General features: G+C 38.1%; 18 protein-coding genes and 1 riboswitch. Of the genes, 17 read left to right on the top strand and 1 reads right to left on the bottom strand.

The features are described 5' to 3' along the window. The first annotated feature begins 76 nt into the window (after positions 1–76). Positions 77–181, top strand: a riboswitch (SAM riboswitch). A gap of 219 nt (positions 182–400) precedes the next feature. The 5 genes from P7V56_RS04640 (at position 401) to P7V56_RS04660 (ending at position 7,141) form a co-directional block, all read left to right on the top strand. Then, positions 401–1,390 (top strand): homocysteine S-methyltransferase family protein, encoded by a 990-nt coding sequence (locus P7V56_RS04640; RefSeq protein WP_171220856.1) that lies wholly within the window; start codon positions 401–403, stop codon positions 1,388–1,390. Next, entirely contained in the window at positions 1,390–4,065 is a 2,676-nt protein-coding gene (gene metH, locus P7V56_RS04645; RefSeq protein ID WP_171220855.1) for a methionine synthase, read from the top strand. The genes P7V56_RS04640 and metH overlap by 1 nt, the downstream gene beginning before the upstream one ends. Positions 4,066–4,122: 57 nt before the next feature. Then, the gene (gene metF / locus P7V56_RS04650) at positions 4,123–5,079 is read left to right on the top strand and encodes a methylenetetrahydrofolate reductase [NAD(P)H] (protein WP_171220854.1); all 957 of its coding nucleotides are present in this window, start codon (positions 4,123–4,125) and stop codon (positions 5,077–5,079) included. A 213-nt stretch (positions 5,080–5,292) separates the two neighbouring features. Next, a complete protein-coding gene (locus P7V56_RS04655) occupies positions 5,293–6,381 on the top strand; it encodes an acyloxyacyl hydrolase (RefSeq protein ID WP_171220853.1) in 1,089 nt (362 codons plus the stop codon). Between the two features lie 10 nt (positions 6,382–6,391). Next, entirely contained in the window at positions 6,392–7,141 is a 750-nt protein-coding gene (locus P7V56_RS04660) for a head GIN domain-containing protein (RefSeq protein WP_171220852.1), read from the top strand. An 11-nt stretch (positions 7,142–7,152) separates the two neighbouring features. On the opposite strand, the gene gldA is transcribed toward P7V56_RS04660, so the two are convergent. Beyond that, a complete protein-coding gene (gene gldA / locus P7V56_RS04665) occupies positions 7,153–8,052 on the bottom strand; it encodes a gliding motility-associated ABC transporter ATP-binding subunit GldA (protein ID WP_171220851.1) in 900 nt (299 codons plus the stop codon). 303 nt (positions 8,053–8,355) lie between these two features. Between gldA and P7V56_RS04670 the strand changes: the two genes are divergently transcribed. From P7V56_RS04670 to aroA, 12 genes are all read left to right on the top strand, one after another. Further along, complete coding sequence (locus P7V56_RS04670; RefSeq protein ID WP_171220850.1) at positions 8,356–9,183, top strand: prephenate dehydratase; 828 nt, start codon at positions 8,356–8,358, stop codon at positions 9,181–9,183. Next, on the top strand, positions 9,180–10,328 hold the full coding sequence (locus tag P7V56_RS04675; protein WP_171220849.1) for a pyridoxal phosphate-dependent aminotransferase: 1,149 nt from the start codon (positions 9,180–9,182) through the stop codon (positions 10,326–10,328). The genes P7V56_RS04670 and P7V56_RS04675 overlap by 4 nt, the downstream gene beginning before the upstream one ends. Positions 10,329–10,380: 52 nt before the next feature. Further along, positions 10,381–11,463, top strand: a complete 1,083-nt coding sequence (locus P7V56_RS04680; protein WP_171220848.1) for a bifunctional 3-deoxy-7-phosphoheptulonate synthase/chorismate mutase type II — start codon at positions 10,381–10,383, stop codon at positions 11,461–11,463. Between the two features lie 103 nt (positions 11,464–11,566). Then, positions 11,567–13,222: a hypothetical protein gene (locus P7V56_RS04685; RefSeq protein ID WP_171220847.1), complete on the top strand. Its 1,656-nt coding sequence runs from the start codon at positions 11,567–11,569 to the stop codon at positions 13,220–13,222. Between the two features lie 103 nt (positions 13,223–13,325). Further along, entirely contained in the window at positions 13,326–14,306 is a 981-nt protein-coding gene (gene rsgA, locus P7V56_RS04690; protein WP_171220846.1) for a ribosome small subunit-dependent GTPase A, read from the top strand. Positions 14,307–14,312: 6 nt separating this feature from the next. Continuing rightward, positions 14,313–14,765, top strand: a complete 453-nt coding sequence (dtd, locus tag P7V56_RS04695; RefSeq protein WP_171220845.1) for a D-aminoacyl-tRNA deacylase — start codon at positions 14,313–14,315, stop codon at positions 14,763–14,765. A gap of 1 nt (position 14,766) precedes the next feature. After that, positions 14,767–14,961, top strand: coding sequence for a hypothetical protein (locus P7V56_RS04700; RefSeq protein WP_171220844.1), 195 nt, complete (start codon positions 14,767–14,769; stop codon positions 14,959–14,961). 56 nt (positions 14,962–15,017) lie between these two features. Continuing rightward, entirely contained in the window at positions 15,018–16,928 is a 1,911-nt protein-coding gene (locus P7V56_RS04705) for a DUF3858 domain-containing protein (RefSeq protein WP_171220843.1), read from the top strand. 5 nt (positions 16,929–16,933) lie between these two features. After that, positions 16,934–18,934 carry a DUF3858 domain-containing protein gene (locus tag P7V56_RS04710; protein ID WP_171220842.1) on the top strand — a complete coding sequence of 667 codons (2,001 nt, stop codon included), beginning with the start codon at positions 16,934–16,936 and terminating at the stop codon, positions 18,932–18,934. Between the two features lies 1 nt (position 18,935). Beyond that, entirely contained in the window at positions 18,936–20,927 is a 1,992-nt protein-coding gene (locus P7V56_RS04715) for a DUF3858 domain-containing protein (RefSeq protein ID WP_171220841.1), read from the top strand. Between the two features lies 1 nt (position 20,928). After that, positions 20,929–21,255, top strand: a complete 327-nt coding sequence (locus P7V56_RS04720) for a nucleotide pyrophosphohydrolase (protein WP_171220840.1) — start codon at positions 20,929–20,931, stop codon at positions 21,253–21,255. A 78-nt stretch (positions 21,256–21,333) separates the two neighbouring features. Next, the gene (gene aroA, locus P7V56_RS04725) at positions 21,334–22,581 is read left to right on the top strand and encodes a 3-phosphoshikimate 1-carboxyvinyltransferase (RefSeq protein ID WP_171220839.1); all 1,248 of its coding nucleotides are present in this window, start codon (positions 21,334–21,336) and stop codon (positions 22,579–22,581) included. The last annotated feature ends 84 nt before the right edge of the window (positions 22,582–22,665 follow it).

Consider the following 22,665-nt stretch of genomic DNA (forward strand, 5'->3'; position numbering starts at 1 on the left):
TAGGTTTTTATTTTTCCAAAACCCTTGCAAATGTGAATTCTGTGTCATTACTTTGCAGCGTTCATAAACTTATTGTTCGTTATCACGAAAGCTGGAGGGAATAGACCCGTTGAAAGCTTAGCAACCCTTTGCCAAAAGAAGGTGCTACATTCTATCTCAATTAATCGAGAGCAGATAACCCCGAGAATTCTTCTCACTTTCACGATAACATACTATAATTAATGCTGAACTTGTTTCAGTATCTTGAGCGAATGGCTTGCGCATTGTTGCAGTCCATATTCCCGCTTTCCGTGCTACATGGTAGCTACTGCAATCGGGGCTAAAAAGTAAAATGTATTGATTTTTTGGAGTCAGTAGTCTAACCGACAACTGATAACCGATAACCGACAACCAAAATAATATGTCAAAAATACAGCAAGCCATCAAAGAAAGAATCCTCGTCCTAGACGGCGCTATGGGAACCATGCTGCAGCGCAACAACTTCTCCGAAGAAGACTTCCGAGGCGAGCGTTTCAAAGATTTTCCACATCCGCTAAAAGGCAACAACGATTTGCTTTCCATCACCCAACCCGAAGCCGTAAAACAAGTCCACCGCTTGTATTTTCAAGCCGGTGCCGATATCGTAGAAACCAACACCTTCTCAGGAACCACCATCGGGATGGCCGATTACCACATGGAAGATTTGGTGTATGAACTCAATTACCAATCCGCCAAAATTGCCCGAGAAGTAGCCGATGAATTCACCGACAGACCGCGTTTTGTAGCCGGTTCTATCGGGCCAACCAACCGAACAGCCAGCATGTCGCCCGATGTCAATGATCCGGGTTTTCGCGCTGTGACTTTTGACGATTTGCGAATCGCTTACAAACAACAAGTAGAAGCGTTAATCGACGGTGGTTGTGATGTACTTTTAGTGGAAACTATCTTCGACACACTAAACGCCAAAGCCGCTTTATTCGCCATCGAAGAGGTAAAAGAAGAGCGCAATTTAGATATTCCCGTAATGGTTTCCGGAACAATTACCGATGCGTCAGGAAGAACACTTTCCGGTCAAACGGTGGAAGCGTTTTTGATTTCTATCGCGCATATTCCCTTATTAAGTATCGGATTCAATTGCGCTTTAGGTGCCGACCAATTGAAACCCTATTTAAAAAGACTAGCACACAATACTACTTTAAATATTTCAGCACATCCCAATGCAGGCTTACCCAATGCTTTCGGGCAATATGACCAAACACCAACGGAAATGCAAGCACTGATTAAAGACTATTTGCAAGACAATTTAGTCAACATCATCGGTGGCTGTTGCGGTACCACGCCGGAACACATCAAAGCCATCGCTGAGGTAGCTAAAGAATTCAAACCAAGACAAATTTTAGAAACGATATAATGGCGGAAGCAAAATATTTAAAATTATCCGGATTAGAACCGTTAATAGTAACCCCGGAAAGTAATTTCATCAACGTAGGTGAAAGAACTAACGTAACCGGTTCCCGTAAATTCCTTCGCTTAATTAAAGAAGAAAAATACGAAGAAGCGCTCGATATTGCCCGTGCCCAAGTGGAAGGCGGTGCCCAAATCATCGATGTCAATATGGACGAAGGAATGTTGGATGGGGTGTATGCCATGACTAAGTTCTTAAACCTAATTGCGGCCGAACCCGATATTGCTCGTGTTCCGGTGATGATTGACAGCTCTAAATGGGAAATCATCGAAGCCGGTTTGAAAGTCATTCAAGGGAAGGGTGTCGTGAATTCTATTTCCCTAAAAGAAGGTAAAGAAGCTTTCATTCATCACGCCAAATTGATTAAAAGATACGGCGCAGCAGTAATCGTAATGGCTTTCGACGAAGAAGGACAGGCCGATAACTACGAGAGACGTATCGAAATCTGCAAACGTTCGTATGATATTTTAGTCAATGAAGTGCATTTTCCACCCGAAGACATCATCTTCGACCCGAATATTTTCCCGGTAGCAACGGGAATGGAAGAGCATAAACTAAACGCCTTAGACTTTTTCAGAGCCACCAAATGGATTCGAGAAAATCTTCCTTATGCCGGAGTTTCCGGTGGGGTGAGCAACGTTTCATTTTCGTTCCGTGGGAATGACAAAGTGCGTGAAGCGATGCATTCGGCGTTCTTGTATCATGCGATTAAAAACGGCATGACGATGGGCATCGTAAATCCTGAAATGCTCGAGATTTACGATGAAATCGACCCGATTTTATTGGAACATGTAGAAGATGTTTTACTAAACAGAAGAGAAGACGCGACCGAAAGATTATTGGATTTGGCCGAAAGTTTTAAAGGCGATTTCAAAACCAATGAAAAAGCAGTTCAAGAATGGCGAAACGGTTCGGTACAAGAACGATTAACCCATTCATTAGTCAAAGGAATAGATGAATTTATAGAAATAGATGTCGAAGAAGCGCGTCAGTCAGTAGAAAAGCCCATTGAAGTCATCGAAAACCATTTGATGAACGGGATGAATGTAGTAGGCGATTTGTTTGGAAGCGGAAAAATGTTCTTACCTCAAGTAGTCAAATCTGCCCGTGTGATGAAAAAAGCCGTGGCTTATTTGCTGCCTTATATAGAAGCTTCGAAAGATGGAAAATCGTCTTCAGCCGGAAAAGTCTTGATGGCGACTGTAAAAGGAGATGTACACGATATTGGTAAAAATATAGTAGCGGTAGTTTTGGCTTGTAACAACTTCGAGATTGTCGATTTAGGCGTAATGGTACCGCCGGAAAAAATCATTGAAGCTGCTGTTCGTGAAAACGTTGATATCATTGGGTTGAGCGGATTGATTACACCATCACTAGATGAAATGGTGTATCTGGCCAAAGAAATGGACAAACTCAATATCAAAATTCCAATAATGATAGGTGGTGCCACAACTTCTCGTGCTCATACCGCGGTGAAAATTGCGCCGGAATATAAAGAAACCGTTGTGCATGTGAACGATGCTTCCCGAGCGGTAACGGTGGCGAGCAATTTGCTTCAGGCGGAAACCAAAGTGGAATATGCCAAAACCGTTCGTGCCGAATACGACAAACTCCGAGAAGGGTATTTGAATAGAAGTAGAGATAAAAATTACCATTCGATTGAAGATGCTCGCAAGAACAAATTGCAATTGGATTGGGATAATTTCAATCCGGTAAAACCCAACTTTATCGGAACCAAAACCATTGAAGTGGAATTGTCGGAACTGGTTGATTTTATTGACTGGACGCCGTTTTTCAGTTCGTGGGAATTGTTCGGAAAATACCCTGCGATTTTGACCGATGAGGTAGTGGGTGAACAAGCCACTTCGTTATTTGAAGATGCCCAAAAAATGCTTAACCAAATCGTTTCCGAAAAATGGTTAACCGCCAAAGGAATTCTTGGAATATTCCCTGCGAATACTATTAACGATGATGACATTTTGGTACAACCGACAACTGACAACCGACAACCGACAACATTTTTAACTTTAAGACAACAATCCCAAAAAACCGCCGGCGCACCCAACATAGCATTAGCCGATTTCGTAGCACCCAAAGACAGCGGAAAGCAAGATTACATTGGTTGTTTTTGTGTAACCACAGGTTTCGGTGTCGATGAAAAAGCAGCCGAATTCGAAAAGCAATTAGACGATTACAACTCGATTTTAGTGAAAGCACTAGGCGACCGATTGGCCGAAGCTTTCGCAGAATATTTACACTTAAAAGTCCGTAAAGAAATTTGGGGCTACGCTTCCGATGAATCTTTATCAAACCAAGATTTGATTGACGAAGAATACAAAGGCATTCGTCCGGCGCCGGGTTATCCTGCGTGTCCGGATCATTTGGAGAAACCCACCATTTGGAAACTTTTAAATGTCGAACAAGAAATAGGCGTGAAGCTTACAGAAAGCATGGCGATGTGGCCGGCGGCTTCGGTTTCGGGTTATTATTTCGGGAATCCGGAAAGCAAGTATTTCGGACTCGGAAAAATCAAAGAAGACCAAGTGGTAGATTACGCCAAAAGAAGAGGAATAGCAACTGAAGTAGCTACAAAATGGTTAAGTCCAAATATTGCAGATTGATGATTAACGATTTTTGATTTCAGATTTTTAACAGACAACTGATAACAGACAACAGACATGAAAGTAACCCAACATATCGAAAACGCCAACGGCAAACCCTTATTCTCTTTTGAGATTTTACCGCCTTTGAAAGGGCAAAACATCCAATCGATTTTTGACAGCATTGATCCGTTGATGGAATTCAATCCGCCTTTTATTGATGTGACTTACCATCGGGAGGAATATGAATACAAAGAATTACCGAATGGTTTGCTACAAAAGAAAATTGTAAAAAAGCGTCCGGGGACAGTTGGGATTTGTGCCGGTATTCAAAACAAATACAATGTCGATGCGATTCCGCACATATTGTGTGGTGGTTTTACCAAAGAAGATACGGAAAACTTATTAATCGACTTGGATTTCCTAGGCATTGATAATGTAGTAGCGCTTCGTGGCGATGCGTTGAAAACCGAAACTTATTTTCATCCTGAGAAAGAAGGGAATGCTTATGCGACCGAATTGGTGACACAAATCAGCAATTTGAACAACGGAATTTATTTAGATGAAGATTTGAAAAATTCAGCCAAAACTAATTTCTGCATTGGAGTAGCCGGTTATCCGGAGAAACACATGGAAGCGCCGAGTTTGGACAGCGATATCCATTTCTTGAAACAAAAAATCAAGAATGGAGCGGATTATATTATTACCCAAATGTTTTTTGATAATAAAAAATTCTTTGATTTTGTGGACAAATGTCGCGCCGCCGGAATCACAGTGCCGATCATTCCGGGATTGAAACCGATTGCGACTAAGAAACAATTGAACTTGATTCCGCACCGATTCAGTTTGGAATTACCCGATGATTTAATCATGGCTGTGGTAAAAGCGAAAGACAATGATGAGGTAAAACAAATTGGGATTGATTGGTGTGTGGCCCAAAGCAAAGAATTGGTGGCTGCCGGAATTCCTGTGTTGCATTACTATTCTATGGGAAAAGCAGAGAACATCAAGGCAATTGCCAAGGAAGTTTTTTAAACAGATTTCACAAAAGACAAATCCTAACCAGCCCCGATTGACAGTGTTACCCCCGAAACTTCGAGGTAACACCAAAAGCGGGAACAAGGCCAACAAAAAAGGCCAAGCCATTTGCTTTTAAATAAAAAAAAATGCCGAATGTCTACCGGACATTCTCCTCTTAATATCAAACCTTAAGATATTCCGTTATATTTGTGCGTTTTAAATTTTAGGATGAGAAAAATTTACCTGCTTTTTTTACTGTTTAGTTTTTCGCTTTTCGGTCAAAATAATGCCTCATTTGCCGTGGAAGCTTCGGTTTTTAGGGGAAATATTTTACCGCATACCGAAGACATGTACCATTTGGTTAACGGTCATCCGAAAGGTTTTGTGGTGTCGTTGCTCAACAGAACGGATGGTTCTAAAGAATGGCATCGCGCCTATAATTACCCGGATTATGGGGGTTATTTTTTGTATCAGGATTTTAAAAGTCAACCCCTTGGGCAGAATTATGCAGTAGGTGCGTTGTATAATTTTTACTTTTTGAAAAGACATTTGCAACTCAAATTGTCCCAAGGAATTGCTTTGACTACCAATCCTTACGATAAAGCAGAAAACAGCAAAAATAAGGCCTTTGGCAGTAAGTTTATGGGCAATACCAATATCGGGTTGGCTTACGATAACCAAAATTTGTTCAAAAATATTGGGTTGCAGGCCGGAATTTTATTCACCCATTATTCTAACGGAAGGGTAAAATCGCCCAACAGCGGCATCAATACTTATGTGTTAAATTTAGGGGTAAGTTATAATTTTGCTGAGGATTTGATGCAAGAAGTTGATACTACAACAGTTCAGCAAAGCTATAAGGAACCGATTCATTATAATTTTGTATTGCGCACCGGAGTCAACGAAAATCCTATTATCAACAGTGGGCAATTTCCCTTTTACCATATAGGTTTTTACGCCGATAAACGTTTGAACCGAAAATCGGCGTTGCAGTTTGGTGCCGAATTGTTTTTGACTAAATCCATTCAGGAATACATTAAATACTATTCCGTGGCTTATCCCGAAGACAACATTAGCGCCAATACCGATTACAAAAGAGTAGGTGTTTTTATCGGACATGAATTGTTGATTAACCGAATTTCCCTGGAAGCACAGGTAGGATATTATGCTTACCAACCGTTTAAAAAAGACATTCCGATTTATGATAGGGTTGGGATAAAATATTATTTCACCAAGAAAATTTTCGGTGGCTTTACCATCAAAACCCATTTGTTTTTGGCAGAAGCCCTAGAGTTTGGTATTGGTTACCGATTATAAAAGTAGCATCATGAAAAAGTTTTCCTTATTGATAGTGTTGTTTTGGATGCTGAACGCTTGTGAAAAACCAAGTGATTGTGTGGAAAGCACCGGAGCCATCATAACCAAAGAAGTGGAAGTGCAAGCTTTCAAAAAAATCAAAGTCTACCGAGGCATTGAAGTGGTCATCACCCAAGGTTTGGAGCACAAAGTGGAAATTGTGGCCGGCGAAAATTTTATTGATAATGTTCAGGTGATTCAAAACGGTGACCAACTAATTTTTAAAGATGATGCCAGCTGCAATTGGGTTCGGGCTTACGGTACGACCAAGATTTTAGTCACTACGCCAACCTTAGAAGAAGTGTATTCTAAAACCGACAGGAATATCAGTTCTAATGGTGTGTTAACTTTTCCTGCCTTAACCTTCACAGCTTTTGACAAAGATGCCGATGGCGAAACTGGAGCCGGAACCGGTGATTTTATCCTTAATATCAATAACGAAAGTCTTACCATAAAGAACAATAATGTCTCACGTTTTTACCTTTCAGGGCAAACCAACAACGGCAGTTTTAATTTTTATTTTGGTGATGGAAGAGTAGAGGCAGAAAACTTAATCGCCCAAAATATTTATGTATACCATCGCGGTTCCAATGATATGACGCTAAAACCCATTCAAAGCATTACCGGAACGATGAACAGTACCGGAAATATTATCCTGAAAAATGTACCGCCGATTGTAAATGTCGCCGAATTGTATCAGGGCAATATAATTTACCCGTAAATTAGGGAATACTATTTTTTAGTTTTCTCCCTAAAAATCTGCTCCAAATTCTTACTCTTCAAACTGATTTGTAACGTTTTCAAACCGTTGGCTTGGGCAAAGTCAAATACTTCTGGGCGCATGTCTTCTTCGGTGTTGAAGGTTAGTAACCAAAGGTTGTCACCGCTATTTTTGTAGGTTTTGATGTGGGCTAAATTGGCCAATAAAGCTGCGTCAATGGCTTTGTCAAATTCTACTTCTATGATTTGCTCTTTTTCTTCCGAAACCAGTTTGTCCAGTTTTTTATCCGTTACAATTTTGCCATGGTCAATGATGATGACGCGGTCGCAAATGGCTTCGACTTCTTGCATGATATGTGTAGAAAGAAAAACGGTTTTGTCTTTCCCAACATTCTTAATCACATTTCTGATTTCCACCAATTGATTCGGGTCGAGTCCGGTAGTAGGTTCGTCTAAAATCAAAACATCCGGATTGTGAAGTAGCGCAGTGGCTAAACCCACACGTTGACGGAAACCTTTAGACAATTGCCCTATTTTTTTATGACTTTCCGGAGTTAAACCAGTCAATTCAATGACTTCTTCGATACGCGATTTGGCTACTTTATACACATCGGCATTGAAAGCTAAATATTCGCGAACGTATAAATCCAAGTATAACGGATTATGTTCAGGCAAATAACCTACTGATTTTTGCACCTGAATTTGAGCTTCATTGACATCATTTCCATTTACGGCAGCCGAACCTTCATCGGCGTTGATATAAGTCGTTAAAATTTTCATCAAAGTAGATTTTCCGGCGCCATTCGGGCCCAAGAAACCCACGATTTCTCCTTTTTTAATGGAAAACGAAACATTATCTAATGCTTTTTGGGCACCGTAACTTTTGGAAATATTTTGAACTTCTATCGACATAAAGGTAATATTTGGAGCAAATGTAATAATTAATAAAAGTATAACGAAGAATTACTGCTTTTATGATGTTCACGAAAACGATTCCGCAATTTTTTTTGCCAAGTCTTGTAAAACCTATACTTTAATTTTTTACATTAGCCAAACAAAACAGCAGCATGAGACAGTTTAACACTTTTTATACCTATTTCTTTTATTTCTTCTTCGGACAGAAAAAGGGATTAGTATTGTGTTATGTGAAAAAGTAAAATTTTAAAACAACTATAATATAAATCCCAACGAAAGTTGGGATTTTTTTTTGGATTTATGGAAGCAAAAATTGCTATACAAGGCATTAAAGGTTCGTTTCACCACCAAGTGGCACAAGAATATTTTGAACAGGTGAATGATTTAGATGAATGCATGTCGTTTGATGATTTGGTGAAAAGTTTAGTGAATAATCAAGCGCACAAAGGTGTCATGGCGTTGGAGAATTCTATCGCCGGTTCGATTATTCCCAATTACGCTTTAATCGACCGCAATAATTTGCACATCATTGGAGAACATTATCTCGACATTCACATGAACTTAATGGTGTTGAAAGGTCAAAAAATCGAAGACATCAAAGAAGTCCATTCGCATCCTATTGCCTTGTTGCAATGTGCTGTTTTCTTTAGCCAATATCCGCACATCAAATTGGTCGAAAGTGGCGATACCGCAGAAACTGCACGTCGCATTCAGGAGCAAAAACTAATGGGAATAGGCGCCGTTGCTGCTCCGATTGCCGCGAAATTATACGATTTGGAAATATTAGCTGCCGGTATTCATACCGTGCAAAGTAATAAAACCCGATTCGTGATTGTCAAAACTACCAATAAAGAGTTACCCAAAGAGCAAATTAACAAGGCCTCAATCAAATTTGAATTAGATGACACACCGGGCAGTTTGGCCACGGTGTTAAATGTAATGAACAACTGCAAACTGAACTTAACTAAAATTCAATCGATGCCCATTATAGAAACACCTTTTCAATATTCATTTTTTGTGGATGTGATTTTTGAGAAGTACAAACATTATGAAAAAGCCAAAAACATTTTAGCCCTAATGACTACCCATTTCAAAGTCTTGGGTGAATACAAAAGAGGAACACCATGATAACAACTGCCAACCGATTAAACAGCGTTCAAGAATACTACTTCTCCAGAAAATTGCGAGAAGTGCGCCAACTCATAGCCGAAGGAAAACCGGTCATAAATATGGGTATCGGCAGTCCAGATTTAGCGCCCGATAAAACCGTGATTGATGCGATGAACCAATCGATGTATGACGACAAAGCCCACGAATACCAAAGCTATCAAGGCTTACCCGAATTGCGAAAAGGCATGGCCGATTTTTATGCGAATCAGTTTGGGGTAAATTTGGATTTCAATACCGAAATTTTACCGTTAATGGGTTCCAAAGAAGGCATTATGCATATCTCACTCGCTTTTTTAAATGAAGGCGATGAAGTACTGATTCCTAATCCGGGGTATCCGACGTATGCTTCGGTCACCGAATTGGTACAAGCCAAAGCAGTGAATTACGATTTAACAGCCACCAACGATTGGCAACCTGATTTTGAAGCTTTGGAGCAAACGGATTTGTCGAAAGTCAAGCTCATGTGGGTTTCCTATCCGCACATGCCAACCGGCGCCAATGGAACAATTGAGTTGTTTGAAAAATTGATTGCTTTTGGCAAAAAACACCACATCTTAATTGTCAACGACAATCCGTACAGTTTTGTTTTAAACGAAAACCCAATTTCGATTTTGCAAGTTGAGGGCGCCAAAGACGTCACTTTAGAACTGAATTCTTTATCCAAAACTTACAATATGGCCGGTTGGCGTGTGGGAATGGTTATGGGAAATGCCACCCTAATCGATGCGGTGTTAAAAGTCAAAAGCAACATGGACAGCGGGATGTTTTACGGGATTCAAAAAGGCGCGATTGAAGCTTTGAAATTGGGCCAAGATTGGTTTGGTAAGCAAAACGAAATTTATACCAAACGCCGAAATCTTATCTTCCAATTGGCGGAAAAACTGGATTGTACTTTCGATAAAAATAGTGTCGGTTTATTCGTTTGGGCCAAATTACCGCAAGCCATTTCAGCAGAAACTTTTATTGATAAAATTTTAATTGAAAAGCATATTTTCATCACGCCCGGCATTATTTTCGGTAGTAATGGCGAAGGTTACATTCGATTTTCGCTTTGTGTTACCGAAGAAAAAATACAAGAAGCTATAAAAAGAATTACGAATTAGAAATTACGAATTACGAATTGGATTTTACTAAATTTACAACAGATAAAAAGCTATGAATATTACAGCAGAAAATAGAAAATGGTTAGATGATTTCAACTTGAATCATCCTCTGGTAATCGCCGGACCATGCAGTGCCGAAACCGAAGACCAAGTCTTAAAAATTGCCCACGAACTAAAAGATTCTAAAGTGTCAATTTTTCGAGCCGGCATTTGGAAACCCAGAACGCGTCCGGGCGGATTTGAAGGCGTTGGCGAAATTGGTTTAAAATGGCTCAAAAAAGCCAAAGCAGAAACCGGTTTGCTCATGGCGACAGAAGTAGCAACGGCAGCCCAAGTCAAATTGGCGTTGGAATACGATATTGATGTATTGTGGATTGGCGCCAGAACAACTGTAAACCCGTTTGCGGTTCAGGAATTGGCGGATGCTTTGCAAAATACCGATAAAATTGTTTTGGTCAAAAATCCGGTGAATCCCGATTTGTCTTTGTGGATTGGCGGATTGGAGCGATTGTACAATGCCGGAATCAAAAAACTGGGCGTTATTCACAGAGGTTTTTCGACTTATGAAAAAACAAAATACAGAAATATTCCCGAGTGGCAGATAGCTATTGATTTTCAGAATAAATTCCCGGATATTCCTTTGATTATTGATCCGTCACACATTACCGGAAACCGCGATATGATTTTTCAGGTCACTCAAGAAGCTTTGGATTTGAATTATGACGGAATGATCATAGAGACCCATGTTGATCCTGATAATGCCTGGAGCGATGCGGCTCAGCAAGTCACGCCAACAAGATTGAAACAAATTATTTTCGATTTAACCATCCGAAAAGAAACCGATGACGCTGATGATTACAACAACCGCTTGTCGAGATTCCGTGTTGATATTGATGAATACGACAGAAAATTACTCGAGATTTTAGGCAAAAGAATGAAAGTCGCCGATAAAATCGGAGCCTTGAAAAAGGAGAAAAACGTAGCTGTTTTGCAGAATAAACGTTGGAACGAAATCCTCGGGAAAATGATTTTAGACGGTGAAGAAAAAGGCTTGAGCGAAGAGTTTATCTTGAAGATTTTCAAGGCAATTCACCAAGAAAGTATTACCCATCAAGAGAAAGTCATTAATAATTAATTACTTCCTTTAAGTTAAAAAGAAAACCTGTCAGTATTTTGGCAGGTTTTTTTTGTATCATTGCGCCACAATAAAAACAATCTTTAATTTTAAAACAACCAAAATGAAACAAACCTTTTTAGGTTTTGTCTTTTTTGTTTGCAGTTGCATAAGCTTGAATGCACAGAACAAAATTGACAAAATCAACATGACTTACGGTGAAGAATTACCGGAAGACAAACAAAAAATCGTAAAGATTATTGGAGAAACCGGCAATAAAATTTACGCTCTCGGATTCAAAGAAAAGGAGGATTATTTCCTAAAAATATTTGAATCAAAAACCATGAAAATTATTTCGTCTAATCCTATTGTTATTCCACAAATCAGTGATAAAGAGGTTGACTTTGAAGACGTTTTTTTATTAAACGGTAAATTGTATGCCATTGGAAGTGTTTACAACAAAAAAGAGAAAATTTTCAATTTAGTCGGATCCGAAATTTCAGAAAAAGGAGTTTTAAGCAAAACATCAGTTACCTTATTCAATTCTGAAGTAGCCAAAAAATCGGAGCGTGGCGGATTTTACTTCAAACAATCTCCAGATGAAGGCGCTTTGTTAATCATGCACACTTCTCGTTTCCCTAAAGAAGACGCTATTAAATACGAAGTTAAATTGTTTGACGACAAATTAGCCACACTTTTCAGCAGCGAAGAAAAAGTGAAATTTGACGACAGCAAGAAGGATTACGAGTTCACCATTTCTGATTTTGAATTGAATTTTCAAGACGATGTGTTTTTGGTAATCAACGAAAGCTACCGCGATTCTAAAAAGAAAGAACAAGTAGAAAAATTCCAAATTCACGCTTTCAAAAGAGCCAACAACTATGTGAAAGAAGTGGTTGATATTAATATCAAAGGCAAAGAAATCATCAACTGTAAGATGATGTCAACCAACAAAAACACACTGCAATTGGTTGGATTTTACTCTAGTGTTCGTGAAAACGGTAAAGCCAACAAAGAACTAAAAGGAGTTTACAATGCTACCATTAATTTGGCCACGAATGTAAATGACAACTTAAAATTTAACGAGTTTGATTATGCAACGAAAGTTAAATTATTAGGGGAAAGAAGAGCTAAGAAAGGGAAAGACTTAAAACCACTTTACAGCATTACTACCTTAATTGAGAAAAACGACGGCGGTATCATCGTGTTGTCTGAGTTACAATTTGTTTATGTTGGTCAAAGCTCAGGAATCGGGCCTTTGGCTTTTACTCCGGTAACTTATACAAAAAATGAAATCATCGTTACTTGTCTTAAACCGGATGGTTCGCTAGACTGGAGTAATGTATTGCCAAAAGAACAATCGGCTACGGTGACGACTATGTCATTTGCTTTTGGAGCTGTTGGCGGAAACGGCAACTTTGCAGTAGGCATAGCCATGGCTATTCCTTTGGCACAAATGGGGAAAGGTCCTGAATATTTAGGGGCCATTCCGATATACAAAGATGGTGTTTTGAATTTGCTTTTCAATGATAATGTGAAAAACAAAGGCGTTACTGATATTGAAGAAATCAAATCATTAGGGAATTACAACAACGCAGTTCCGGCACTTTTTATCTTTGATGAGAAAGGTCAAATCATCAGAAAAGATCCCGAAGAAGTAATCAAGAACGAATTGGTGCTTCGCCCGGGGATTTATTACCGCAAAAATCAAAATGAGTTTATCGTTTATTCCTCAAGAAGGAAACTGGATAAACTGGGACGCATGATCCTGGAAGACTAAAAATCTAAAGGCTGTGATTTTTCACAGCCTTTTTATTTGAAACAAACTTTAAACCCATTACAGTTTCATTTTTTTTACCTTTGCACTATACTAAATTCAAAAAATGACCGGACTCGTTTATAAATCTACCGGAAGTTGGTACACCGTGAAGACCGAAGATAATGCGGTTTATGAATGTCGTATCAAAGGAAAGTTTCGCATGAAAGGCATTAAAAGCACCAATCCTATAGCAGTGGGCGATGTGGTCGATTTTGAATTGGATGACACTTCCGATGACATTACGGGAACCATCAATACGATTCACGACCGTAAGAATTACATCGTTCGAAAATCTGTGAATTTGTCAAAGCAAACCCATATTATTGCCTCTAATATTGACATCGTTTTCCTTTTGATTACGATTAATAATCCGCCAACAACGACCAGTTTTATAGATAGGTTTTTGGTTACTGCCGAAGCCTATGGGATTGAAGCGGTTTTGGTGTTTAACAAGATAGATACTTTTGACGAAGCCCTGCTCGATGAGCAATTGTACTTGCAATACATTTACTCCGAAATAGGATACAAATGTCTGAGAGTTTCTGCCAAAGAACAAAAGGGAATTGCCGAATTGAAAACCATGATGACGGGAAAAGTGAGCATGTTTTCGGGACATTCGGGTGTTGGAAAATCTACTCTAGTCAATGCTTTAGAACCTAGTTTGAATTTGAAAACCAAACACATTTCGGAACAAAGCAAACAAGGACAACACACGACGACTTTTGCCGAAATGTATGACCTATCTTTTGGGGCTAAAATCATTGACACGCCTGGAATCAAAGGTTTTGGTATAGTAGACATGGAACCTTCGGAAATCAGCGATTATTTCCCTGAGTTTTTTAGGTTAAAGGAGCAATGCAAATTCAATAACTGTCTGCACAAAGAAGAACCGCATTGCGCCGTTAAAAAAGCGTTAGAAGAAGATAAAATCGCATGGTCGCGTTACAACAGTTACCTCAAGATTCTCGAGGGAGACGATGAGCATTACCGTTCCGATATTTACAACGATGACCGAATTGCCAGTGACGAAACCCGGAAATCATAGCCCAAAATGAGAGCAGTCATCCAAAGAGTTTCCCGTGCTTCTGTAACGATTGAAGGTCAAATCGTGGCCGATATTCAACAAGGATTATTGGTTTTGGTTGGATTTGAAGACAGCGATACTCAAGAAGATATTACTTGGTTGGCCGCCAAAATTGCCAATCTCAGAATTTTTGCCGACACTAATCAAGTGATGAATCTTTCTTTAAAAGAGACCAATGGTGAGATGATTATTGTGAGTCAGTTTACGCTTCATGCCTTGACCAAAAAAGGCAATCGACCCTCATACATAAAGGCTTCCAAACCTGAGACAGCCATTCCTTTATACGAGAGTTTTGTCACCCAAATGGAAAACGAATTGGGCAAAAAAGTACAAACCGGACAATTTGGCGCCGATATGAAAGTAGCCTTGTTAAATGACGGTCCGGTGACCATTATAATCGACACCAAAAACAAAGAATAATATGAAGCAGAAAGCCATCACATTTTTAGTTGGTTTTTTGGTTTACGGAACTCTTTTTGGAGTGATGATGTATTATACTGAGGCCGAGAGGGATTTTAAAAAAGCGCTCACTTCTGCAGCTTTTTTCGGAATTTTTATGGCTTTATTCGAAGTTTATATTAGCCCGAAAATCAAAAAATATTTTGTAAAAAAATAAAGAATAAGATTATAAAATAAATCATAATTTTTTATATTTGGTAAAATTTAGTGCCCATGAAACTAAGAATTTTACCATTCTTCTTCCTTTTATTTTTTGTAATCGCGCAAGGACAAAAGTTAGAATATGCCGCGATGCTTATCCCCGATAGTTTAAAGCAAAATGCCAATGCCGTTATTCGCTTGAATGAGGTTAATATTTCAATTCCTTCTCAAAAAGAAATGACAATCAAATCCATGGTGGTTACAACAGTTTTGAATGAGTTGGGTTTAAGAAGTTTGGACTTATCTGAGAACTACGATAAAAATCAACGAATCAGCAAAATTGAAGCCACAGTATATGATTTGTTTGGAAAGGAAATTAAAACTTACAGGAGAAAGGATTTTAAGGATGTCAGTGTAGCTGATGGGGTTTCGATTTTTAATGACAACAGGGCTTTGTATCTTGATTTTACACCAACAACCTATCCGTTCACGATAGTTTTTGAGAGTGAAGTAGCAACTTCAAACACAGCTTTTATACGTCCGTGGAGCCCGATGAACGGGTATTTGGAAAGTGTAGAAAAAACAACCATGACCATTGTTTACAAATCTGAATTGGGACTAAAAACCAAAGAAATAAATTTTAAAAGTCATTTCGGAATTGAAAAAAAGGAAACCGCCACTTCAATAACTTATGCTGCGAAGAACTTAGTAGCTAAGAAGAGAGAAGAACTAGCGCCGGGTTTCACCAAAATATTTCCGCTGGTTTATTTTTCTTTGGAAAAATTTTCCTTAGAAAATGTTGAAGGTATTGCTACCAATTGGAATGAGTTTGGTAAATGGTATTATCAATCTTTATTGTCTGATACAGAAGAAATTCCGGAAGAGACCAAACTTAAAATTAAGCAACTTATAGGAACTGAAAAAAATGCGGTTGAAATGGCTAAAATTATTTACAAGTATGTACAAGAAAAAACCCGCTATGTCAGTGTTCAAGTTGGAATTGGTGGTTGGAGACCCATGTTAGCTAAAGAAGTTGACAAACTAGGTTATGGCGATTGCAAAGCGCTGACAAATTACACTCGGTCATTGCTAAAGACGGTTGGTGTTGATTCTTACTACACGGTAGTGTACGCAGGAGATGATGAGACTAAAGATTTGCAACAGGATTTTGCTTCAGTACAAGGAAATCATGTTATTCTGACTTTGCCCACTGATAAAGGATTGGTATGGTTGGAATGTACAAGTCAAATTCAGCCTTTTGGCTTTCAAGGTGATTTCACGGATGATAGGAATATATTGTTAATCAAACCCGAAGGCGGTGAAATTGTAAAGACCAAAACTTACACCGAGACTGAAAGTTTAAGAACTATAAAAGGAGCATATTCTGTAAATGAGGAAGGCAAATTGTCCGGAAAAATTAAAATGATTTCTTATGGCATACAGTATGACAATTCTTTTGGCAAAGAGCGAATGAGTAAGGAAGATCAGACCAGTAGGTACAAGGAAGAGTTTGATAATATCAATAACTTATCCATCAAAAAAATGCAACTGGTCAATGACAAGAATAAGATTGAATTTACAGAAGAATTAGAAATGGAAGCGGAGAGTTACGCCCAAAATTCGGCCGGAAAATTAATGTTTGCACTCAATGCCTTTGACCAAAACAATTATGTGCCTAAGAAATATAAAAACCGAGAATTTCCTTTTGAAATCATCAGAGGCTACACCGATGAGGATGAATTTGAGATTAGCATTCCGGAGGGCTATATTTTCGAAGCTAAACCCAATAATGCAGAACTCAAAACCGAATTTGGCGAGTACAAAATAGAGTTTGTACCGGTAAATTCCAAAACCATAATTTGCAAACGAAAACTCATAATCAAAAAAGGATTCTACGAAAGTTCCAAATACGAAAGTTACCGAAAGTTCAGAGAATCCATAGCCAAATTAGATAATTCAAAAACTGTCATTTCAAAATCCTAACCACCATGAAAAAAATCATTATCCTTATTTTATTGACTTCTTTTACTTCTTTTGCCCAAAAACGTGAATTGGGTAAAGTTACTGTGGAAGAATTAAGCGAAAAAGTTTGTCCGGCAGATTCCTCGGCAGCCGCAGCGGTATTGTTTGATATAGGCGAAGTGAGGTTTGAATATCTGGAGGGTAGGGGTTTTGTTATGAAAACCAGAGTCAGAACCAAAATTAAAATTTACAAAAAAGAAGGATACGATTGGGCCAATAAGTCGGTTCGTTACTACATTGGCGGAAATACCAAAGAGCGCGTAAATTTTAGAGATGCCGTAACCTATAATTTAGTGGATGGAAAAATCGAAAAGACAAAGTTAAAAAGCGAAGGTGAGTTTGATGAAAAACTCAGCAAATTTTGGGGCAGAAAAAAAATTGCCATGCCTAATGTAAAAGAAGGGTCAATCATTGAGTATGAATATACTTTAGAATCAGAAAGTATAGGTGTATTAGAGGATTGGGCTTTTCAAAGCAGTATCCCCGTTGTGTACAGTCAATTCAAAACTGTAATTCCGGAATATTATGTTTACAAACCCTTAATGCGTGGGTTTTTGGTGCCAAAATATGAATCAAACAGTACCACAAAAATCATCAATACTACCAGTAAAGAAAGATCCGAGGGAAGAGTAACCACGACCGGTTTTTCTAATGACCAATTCAGCTATTCCGAAATCACTTCTACTTACACCATAGAAAATGTTCCGGCTTTAAAAGACGAGTCTTTTGTTAATAACATTAAAAACTACACTTGCAGTATTGAACATGAATTAAATTCTATTCAATATCCTAATCAACCTATGAAGAACTTGTCCTCTGATTGGGAAAATGTAGTAAAATCAATTTATGAAAATGACAGTTTCGGACCGGAATTGAATAAAACCGGTTATTATGAAGAAGACCTCAAAACCGTTTTGGCCGGTGCTGCAACACCCGAAGAAAAAATAGCTTCCATTTTTAATTTTGTTAAATCCAGAATGAATTGGAATGATTTCTACGGATATGGTTGTGATGTCGGAGTTAGAAAAGCCTATCTGGATAAAGTAGGTAATGTGGCAGAAATCAATCTCATGTTGACTTCAATGTTTAGACATGCCGGTTTTGAAGCCAATCCGGTAGTGTTGAGTACACGAGGGAACGGGATCTCACTTTTTCCTTCCAGAACGGCATTTGATTATGTTATTTCCGGTGTTGAGCTCAACGGTAAAGTATTTTTATTTGACGCCACCAATAAGTATTCATTGCCGAATATTTTACCAATCCGTGATTTAAATTGGTTTGGCCGTTTGATCCGTAAAGACGGAACTTCAACGCAAATAGATTTGATGCCGAAGTTTAACTCAAAAGAAGTAGTCAATATTATGGCACAAATCAATGCTGAAGGGCAAGTTACAGGAAAAGTCAGAAGCCAATATTTTGACTATAATGCGTTCTCCTACAGAGACCGAAACAGCGGAATAAATAATGAAAGTATAGTAGAACGCATAGAAAAGAGAAGTCAAGGATTGGAAGTTTCCGATTACGACATGCAAAACAGATCAGATTTGTCAAAGCCGGTGGTAGAAAATTACGCTTTCACTACCGAAAAAAATGTCGAAATTATAGGAGACAAAATGTATATTTCACCTTTTTTGTTTTTTACATTAGACGAAAATCCATTCAAACAAGAAACGAGAGAATATCCGGTTGATTTTGTATTTCCTAACCAAGACAAATATTTAATCAGTTTAACAATGCCCGAAGGTTATATAGTGGAAACATTGCCTCAGCCCAAAGCAATTGGTTTGCCCGATGATTTGGCCAATTTTAAATACAATATCTCCAATAATGGTACACAATTGCAATTAATTTATTCTCTAGATATCAATAGTGCTATTATTAATCCGGATTATTACGATGCGCTTAAAAGTTTCTTTAAAGAATTGGTCAACAAACAAACGGAGAAAATAGTGCTCAAAAAAGCGTAATATGAGTAATAGAATTTTTTGCTTATTTTTTATTTTATTAAGTTGTCATCTTGTTGCCCAAAAAGCTGTTTTGGGTAAAGTAAAGAAAGAAGAGTTAGCCGAAAAAGTGTATGCTAAAGACACTTCGGCTTCTGCCGTTATCATCTTTAAAAAAGCCAAAACAACTTTTACATATTATGAAGAAAACGGATTTGAATCGGCAACTGAATTCGATATAAAGATAAAAATTTATAAAAAAGAGGGTTTCGATTGGGCTAATTTTGATATTCCGTATTACGTTGGTTACGAAAATCTTAATGATGAATATGTTGATATTATCAGCGCTTATACCTACAATTTAGAAGGAAATGAAATCATCAAAGAAAAAGTTGTCAGTCAAAGTAAATTTAAAAAAGTAATCAATGAATTTTGGGCCAAGAAAACCATTACTTTTCCCAATGTAAAAGAAGGTTCTATTATCGAATTGAAATACCGATTAAAATCTGAAAACATCTCTGTTTTACCCGATTTTCAATTTCAGTACAACATACCGGTTGACTATGCAGAGTATGAATCTCAAGTTCCTGAATTTTATATTTACAAAGGAATGATAAGAGGATACGTCAAGCCCGAAGTAACGTATAATGTTGAGCCTACTTCTCAGTCATTTAACAGTAAGATTGATAAAACAAATGTGGGCAAAGTAATGAGGTATAATCAAATTGTTACCAAATACATCGCTAAAGACATTCCCGCCTTAAGAGAAGAAGATTATGTGAATTCTATCAATAATTATTACGGAAAAATTGAACATGAGTTAGAATTGGTAAGATATCCCGATCAAGAGCCGAAACAAATAGCCACTACTTGGGAAAATGTGGCAAAATCCATCTACGAAGAAGAACGTTTTGGCAAAGAATTAAAAGAGACAGCCTATTTTATGAGTGATTTAAATCTCTTAATTAAAAAGGATTTTACCAAAAGAGACAGAATAAATGCAGTTTTATCGTTTGTTAAAACTAGAATGAATTGGGATGAAAAATACGGATACTACACCAAAAAAGGGGTAATAAAAGCGTATCAGGAAAAAGTAGGGAATGTAGCCGAAATTAACTTTATCTTATTGTCAATGCTCAGAATGGCAGGAGTCGAAGCTTATCCGGTTTTAATCAGTACCAGAGAAAATGGCTATGCGCAATTCCCCAATAAATCAATATTCAATTATGTAATTGTCAACGTTATTGACGAGCAACAAAGTCTCTTGTTGGACGCTACTGATAAAAATTCAGACATCAATATTTTGCCTATTCGCGACCTAAATTGGAATGGAAGAGTAATCAAAGAAGATGGCTCTTCTTCAGAAATTGATTTAATGCCGCAATTGAATTCCAAAGAATTAATCAATATTATCGCCCAAATTAAACCGGAAGGACAAGTAGAAGGAAAAATCAGGCAGCAGTATTTTGATTACAATGCTTATCTTTACAGAGATAAATACAATGGCTTGGTCAAAGAAAGTCTGGTAGATAGGTTAGAAAAAAAATACAAAGGAATTGAAGTGACCGATTATGAAGTCCAAAATAATTTGGATTTGACCAAACCCATAATTGAAAACTATAATTTTACAACCAATAACAGTGTTGAGGTAATAGGGGACAAAATCTATACATCACCGTTTTTATTTTTTACCCTTGATGTGAATCCTTTCAAACAAGAAGTCAGAGAATATCCGGTTGATTTTGGATATCCTCATCAAGACAAATACAACATTTCTTTGACCATTCCTGAGGGTTATGTTATAGAAACCTTACCAACACCAAAAGCAGTTTCTATGCCTGACGGATTGGCCAATTTTAAATACAACATTTCAAGTACTGAAAAAGCAGTTCAAATCAGTTACGCCATTGATATTAACAATGCAGTAATTGGTTCCGAATATTACGACGCACTGAAAAGCTTCTTTAAAGAACTAGTCAACAAACAAACCGAGAAAATCGTTTTAAAGAAAATATAAAATGGATATCAAAAACGCCCAACAAGAAGTCGATAATTGGATCAAAAATCACGGTGTCCGTTATTTTAATGAGTTAACTAATATGGCGCAACTCACCGAAGAAGTAGGCGAAGTAGCCCGAATCATTGCCCGACGTTACGGAGAGCAATCCGAAAAAGAAAGCGATAAAAATAAAGACTTGGGTGAAGAACTAGCCGATGTGGTTTTTGTGGTTTTGTGCTTAGCCAACCAAACCGGTGTTGACCTGCAAGCGGCTTTCGACAAAAAAATGGATTTAAAAACCAAACGCGACCACGACCGCCATCACAACAACGAGAAACTGAAATAAGTTGGGAGTCGGAAGTTGGAAGTAGGGAGTTTCTATGTGTATCTTTGTGCTTCTCTGTGTAACTCCGTGAAATAACAAATGAATTTACAGCTAAAATCTTCAATCGTTAATCCTCAATCTTCAATCTCAATAACGGGTTCGAAATCGGAAACTAATCGTCTGTTATTACTCCAAGCGTTATATCCGAATTTGGTATTGGAAAATATTTCCAATTCCGATGATTCAGAGGTCATGGCTATAGCATTGCAAAACTCGCAACTCGCAACACACAACACGCAACTTATAGATGTTCACCACGCCGGAACAGCCATGCGTTTCTTAACCGCTTATTTTGCCACACAAGAAAATCGCGAAGTTGTGTTAACCGGTTCTGTCCGAATGAAAGAACGCCCGATTCAAATTTTAGTCGAAGCCTTACAACAACTCGGAGCCGAAATCACCTACGAAGAAAACAAAGGTTTTCCACCCATCAAAATCAAAGGAAAAAAACTAACGCAGTCTAAAGTTTCCCTTCCGGCCAATGTCAGTAGCCAATACATTTCAGCATTGTTACTCATCGCACCCAAACTGGAAAACGGTATAGAATTAACTTTAAAAGGTGAAATCACGTCTGTTCCGTATATCAAAATGACCTTAGCTTTGCTAAATGAAATTGGCGTAGAAACATCATTCGTAGGAAATATAATATCAGTCAAACCCTTATCCCTTATCCCTTATCCCTTATCCCTTACTGTAGAATCCGACTGGTCTTCAGCTTCCTACTATTACTCCATTGCAGCCTTGTCCGAAATCGGAACCGAAATCACCTTGTCAAGCTATAAACAAAACAGCCTGCAAGGCGACAGCACATTGGCAGAAATTTATAAAACATTTGGAGTGGAAACTATTTTTGAAAACAATAGTATTCGATTGAGAAAAAAAGACAACCGACAACCGACAACCGACAACTTTGAACTCAACAATTCTCCCGACATCGCCCAAACCATAGCCGTAACTTGCTTCGGATTGGGAATTGGCTGTCATTTAACCGGTTTGCATACACTCAAAATCAAAGAAACTGACCGACTCGAAGCTTTAAAAGTTGAACTAACAAAACTTGGCGCAAATGTTTTAGTTACTAATGATAGTCTAACTCTAGAACCTTCATCATCGATAACTGAAAATGTCACTATTAAAACCTATCAAGACCATAGAATGGCCATGGCTTTCGCACCATTGGCACTAAAAGTCCCGGTAATTATCGAAGAAGCTGAAGTCGTTTCCAAATCCTATCCCGCCTTTTGGGAAGATTTAAAAAGCATCGGATTCACTATTTCTGAACTTTAGGAAATCTTAGAACCTAAGCAAGTCAGTACCTCAGAACCTTTTACAAAAATAAACCCCAAAACACTTGACAACGCCTATCTCACG

Source organism: Flavobacterium sp. IMCC34852, assembly GCF_030643905.1.
In the GTDB taxonomy this organism is placed as follows: Bacteria; Bacteroidota; Bacteroidia; order Flavobacteriales; family Flavobacteriaceae; genus Flavobacterium; species Flavobacterium rivulicola.

Coding starts and splice junctions, on each gene's coding strand:
- P7V56_RS04640 (WP_171220856.1), top strand. CDS start 401: ATGTCAAAAATACAGCAAGCCATCAAAGAAAGAATCCTCGTCCTAGAC.
- metH (WP_171220855.1), top strand. CDS start 1,390: ATGGCGGAAGCAAAATATTTAAAATTATCCGGATTAGAACCGTTAATA.
- metF (WP_171220854.1), top strand. CDS start 4,123: ATGAAAGTAACCCAACATATCGAAAACGCCAACGGCAAACCCTTATTC.
- P7V56_RS04655 (WP_171220853.1), top strand. CDS start 5,293: ATGAGAAAAATTTACCTGCTTTTTTTACTGTTTAGTTTTTCGCTTTTC.
- P7V56_RS04660 (WP_171220852.1), top strand. CDS start 6,392: ATGAAAAAGTTTTCCTTATTGATAGTGTTGTTTTGGATGCTGAACGCT.
- gldA (WP_171220851.1), bottom strand. CDS start 8,052: ATGTCGATAGAAGTTCAAAATATTTCCAAAAGTTACGGTGCCCAAAAA.
- P7V56_RS04670 (WP_171220850.1), top strand. CDS start 8,356: ATGGAAGCAAAAATTGCTATACAAGGCATTAAAGGTTCGTTTCACCAC.
- P7V56_RS04675 (WP_171220849.1), top strand. CDS start 9,180: ATGATAACAACTGCCAACCGATTAAACAGCGTTCAAGAATACTACTTC.
- P7V56_RS04680 (WP_171220848.1), top strand. CDS start 10,381: ATGAATATTACAGCAGAAAATAGAAAATGGTTAGATGATTTCAACTTG.
- P7V56_RS04685 (WP_171220847.1), top strand. CDS start 11,567: ATGAAACAAACCTTTTTAGGTTTTGTCTTTTTTGTTTGCAGTTGCATA.
- rsgA (WP_171220846.1), top strand. CDS start 13,326: ATGACCGGACTCGTTTATAAATCTACCGGAAGTTGGTACACCGTGAAG.
- dtd (WP_171220845.1), top strand. CDS start 14,313: ATGAGAGCAGTCATCCAAAGAGTTTCCCGTGCTTCTGTAACGATTGAA.
- P7V56_RS04700 (WP_171220844.1), top strand. CDS start 14,767: ATGAAGCAGAAAGCCATCACATTTTTAGTTGGTTTTTTGGTTTACGGA.
- P7V56_RS04705 (WP_171220843.1), top strand. CDS start 15,018: ATGAAACTAAGAATTTTACCATTCTTCTTCCTTTTATTTTTTGTAATC.
- P7V56_RS04710 (WP_171220842.1), top strand. CDS start 16,934: ATGAAAAAAATCATTATCCTTATTTTATTGACTTCTTTTACTTCTTTT.
- P7V56_RS04715 (WP_171220841.1), top strand. CDS start 18,936: ATGAGTAATAGAATTTTTTGCTTATTTTTTATTTTATTAAGTTGTCAT.
- P7V56_RS04720 (WP_171220840.1), top strand. CDS start 20,929: ATGGATATCAAAAACGCCCAACAAGAAGTCGATAATTGGATCAAAAAT.
- aroA (WP_171220839.1), top strand. CDS start 21,334: ATGAATTTACAGCTAAAATCTTCAATCGTTAATCCTCAATCTTCAATC.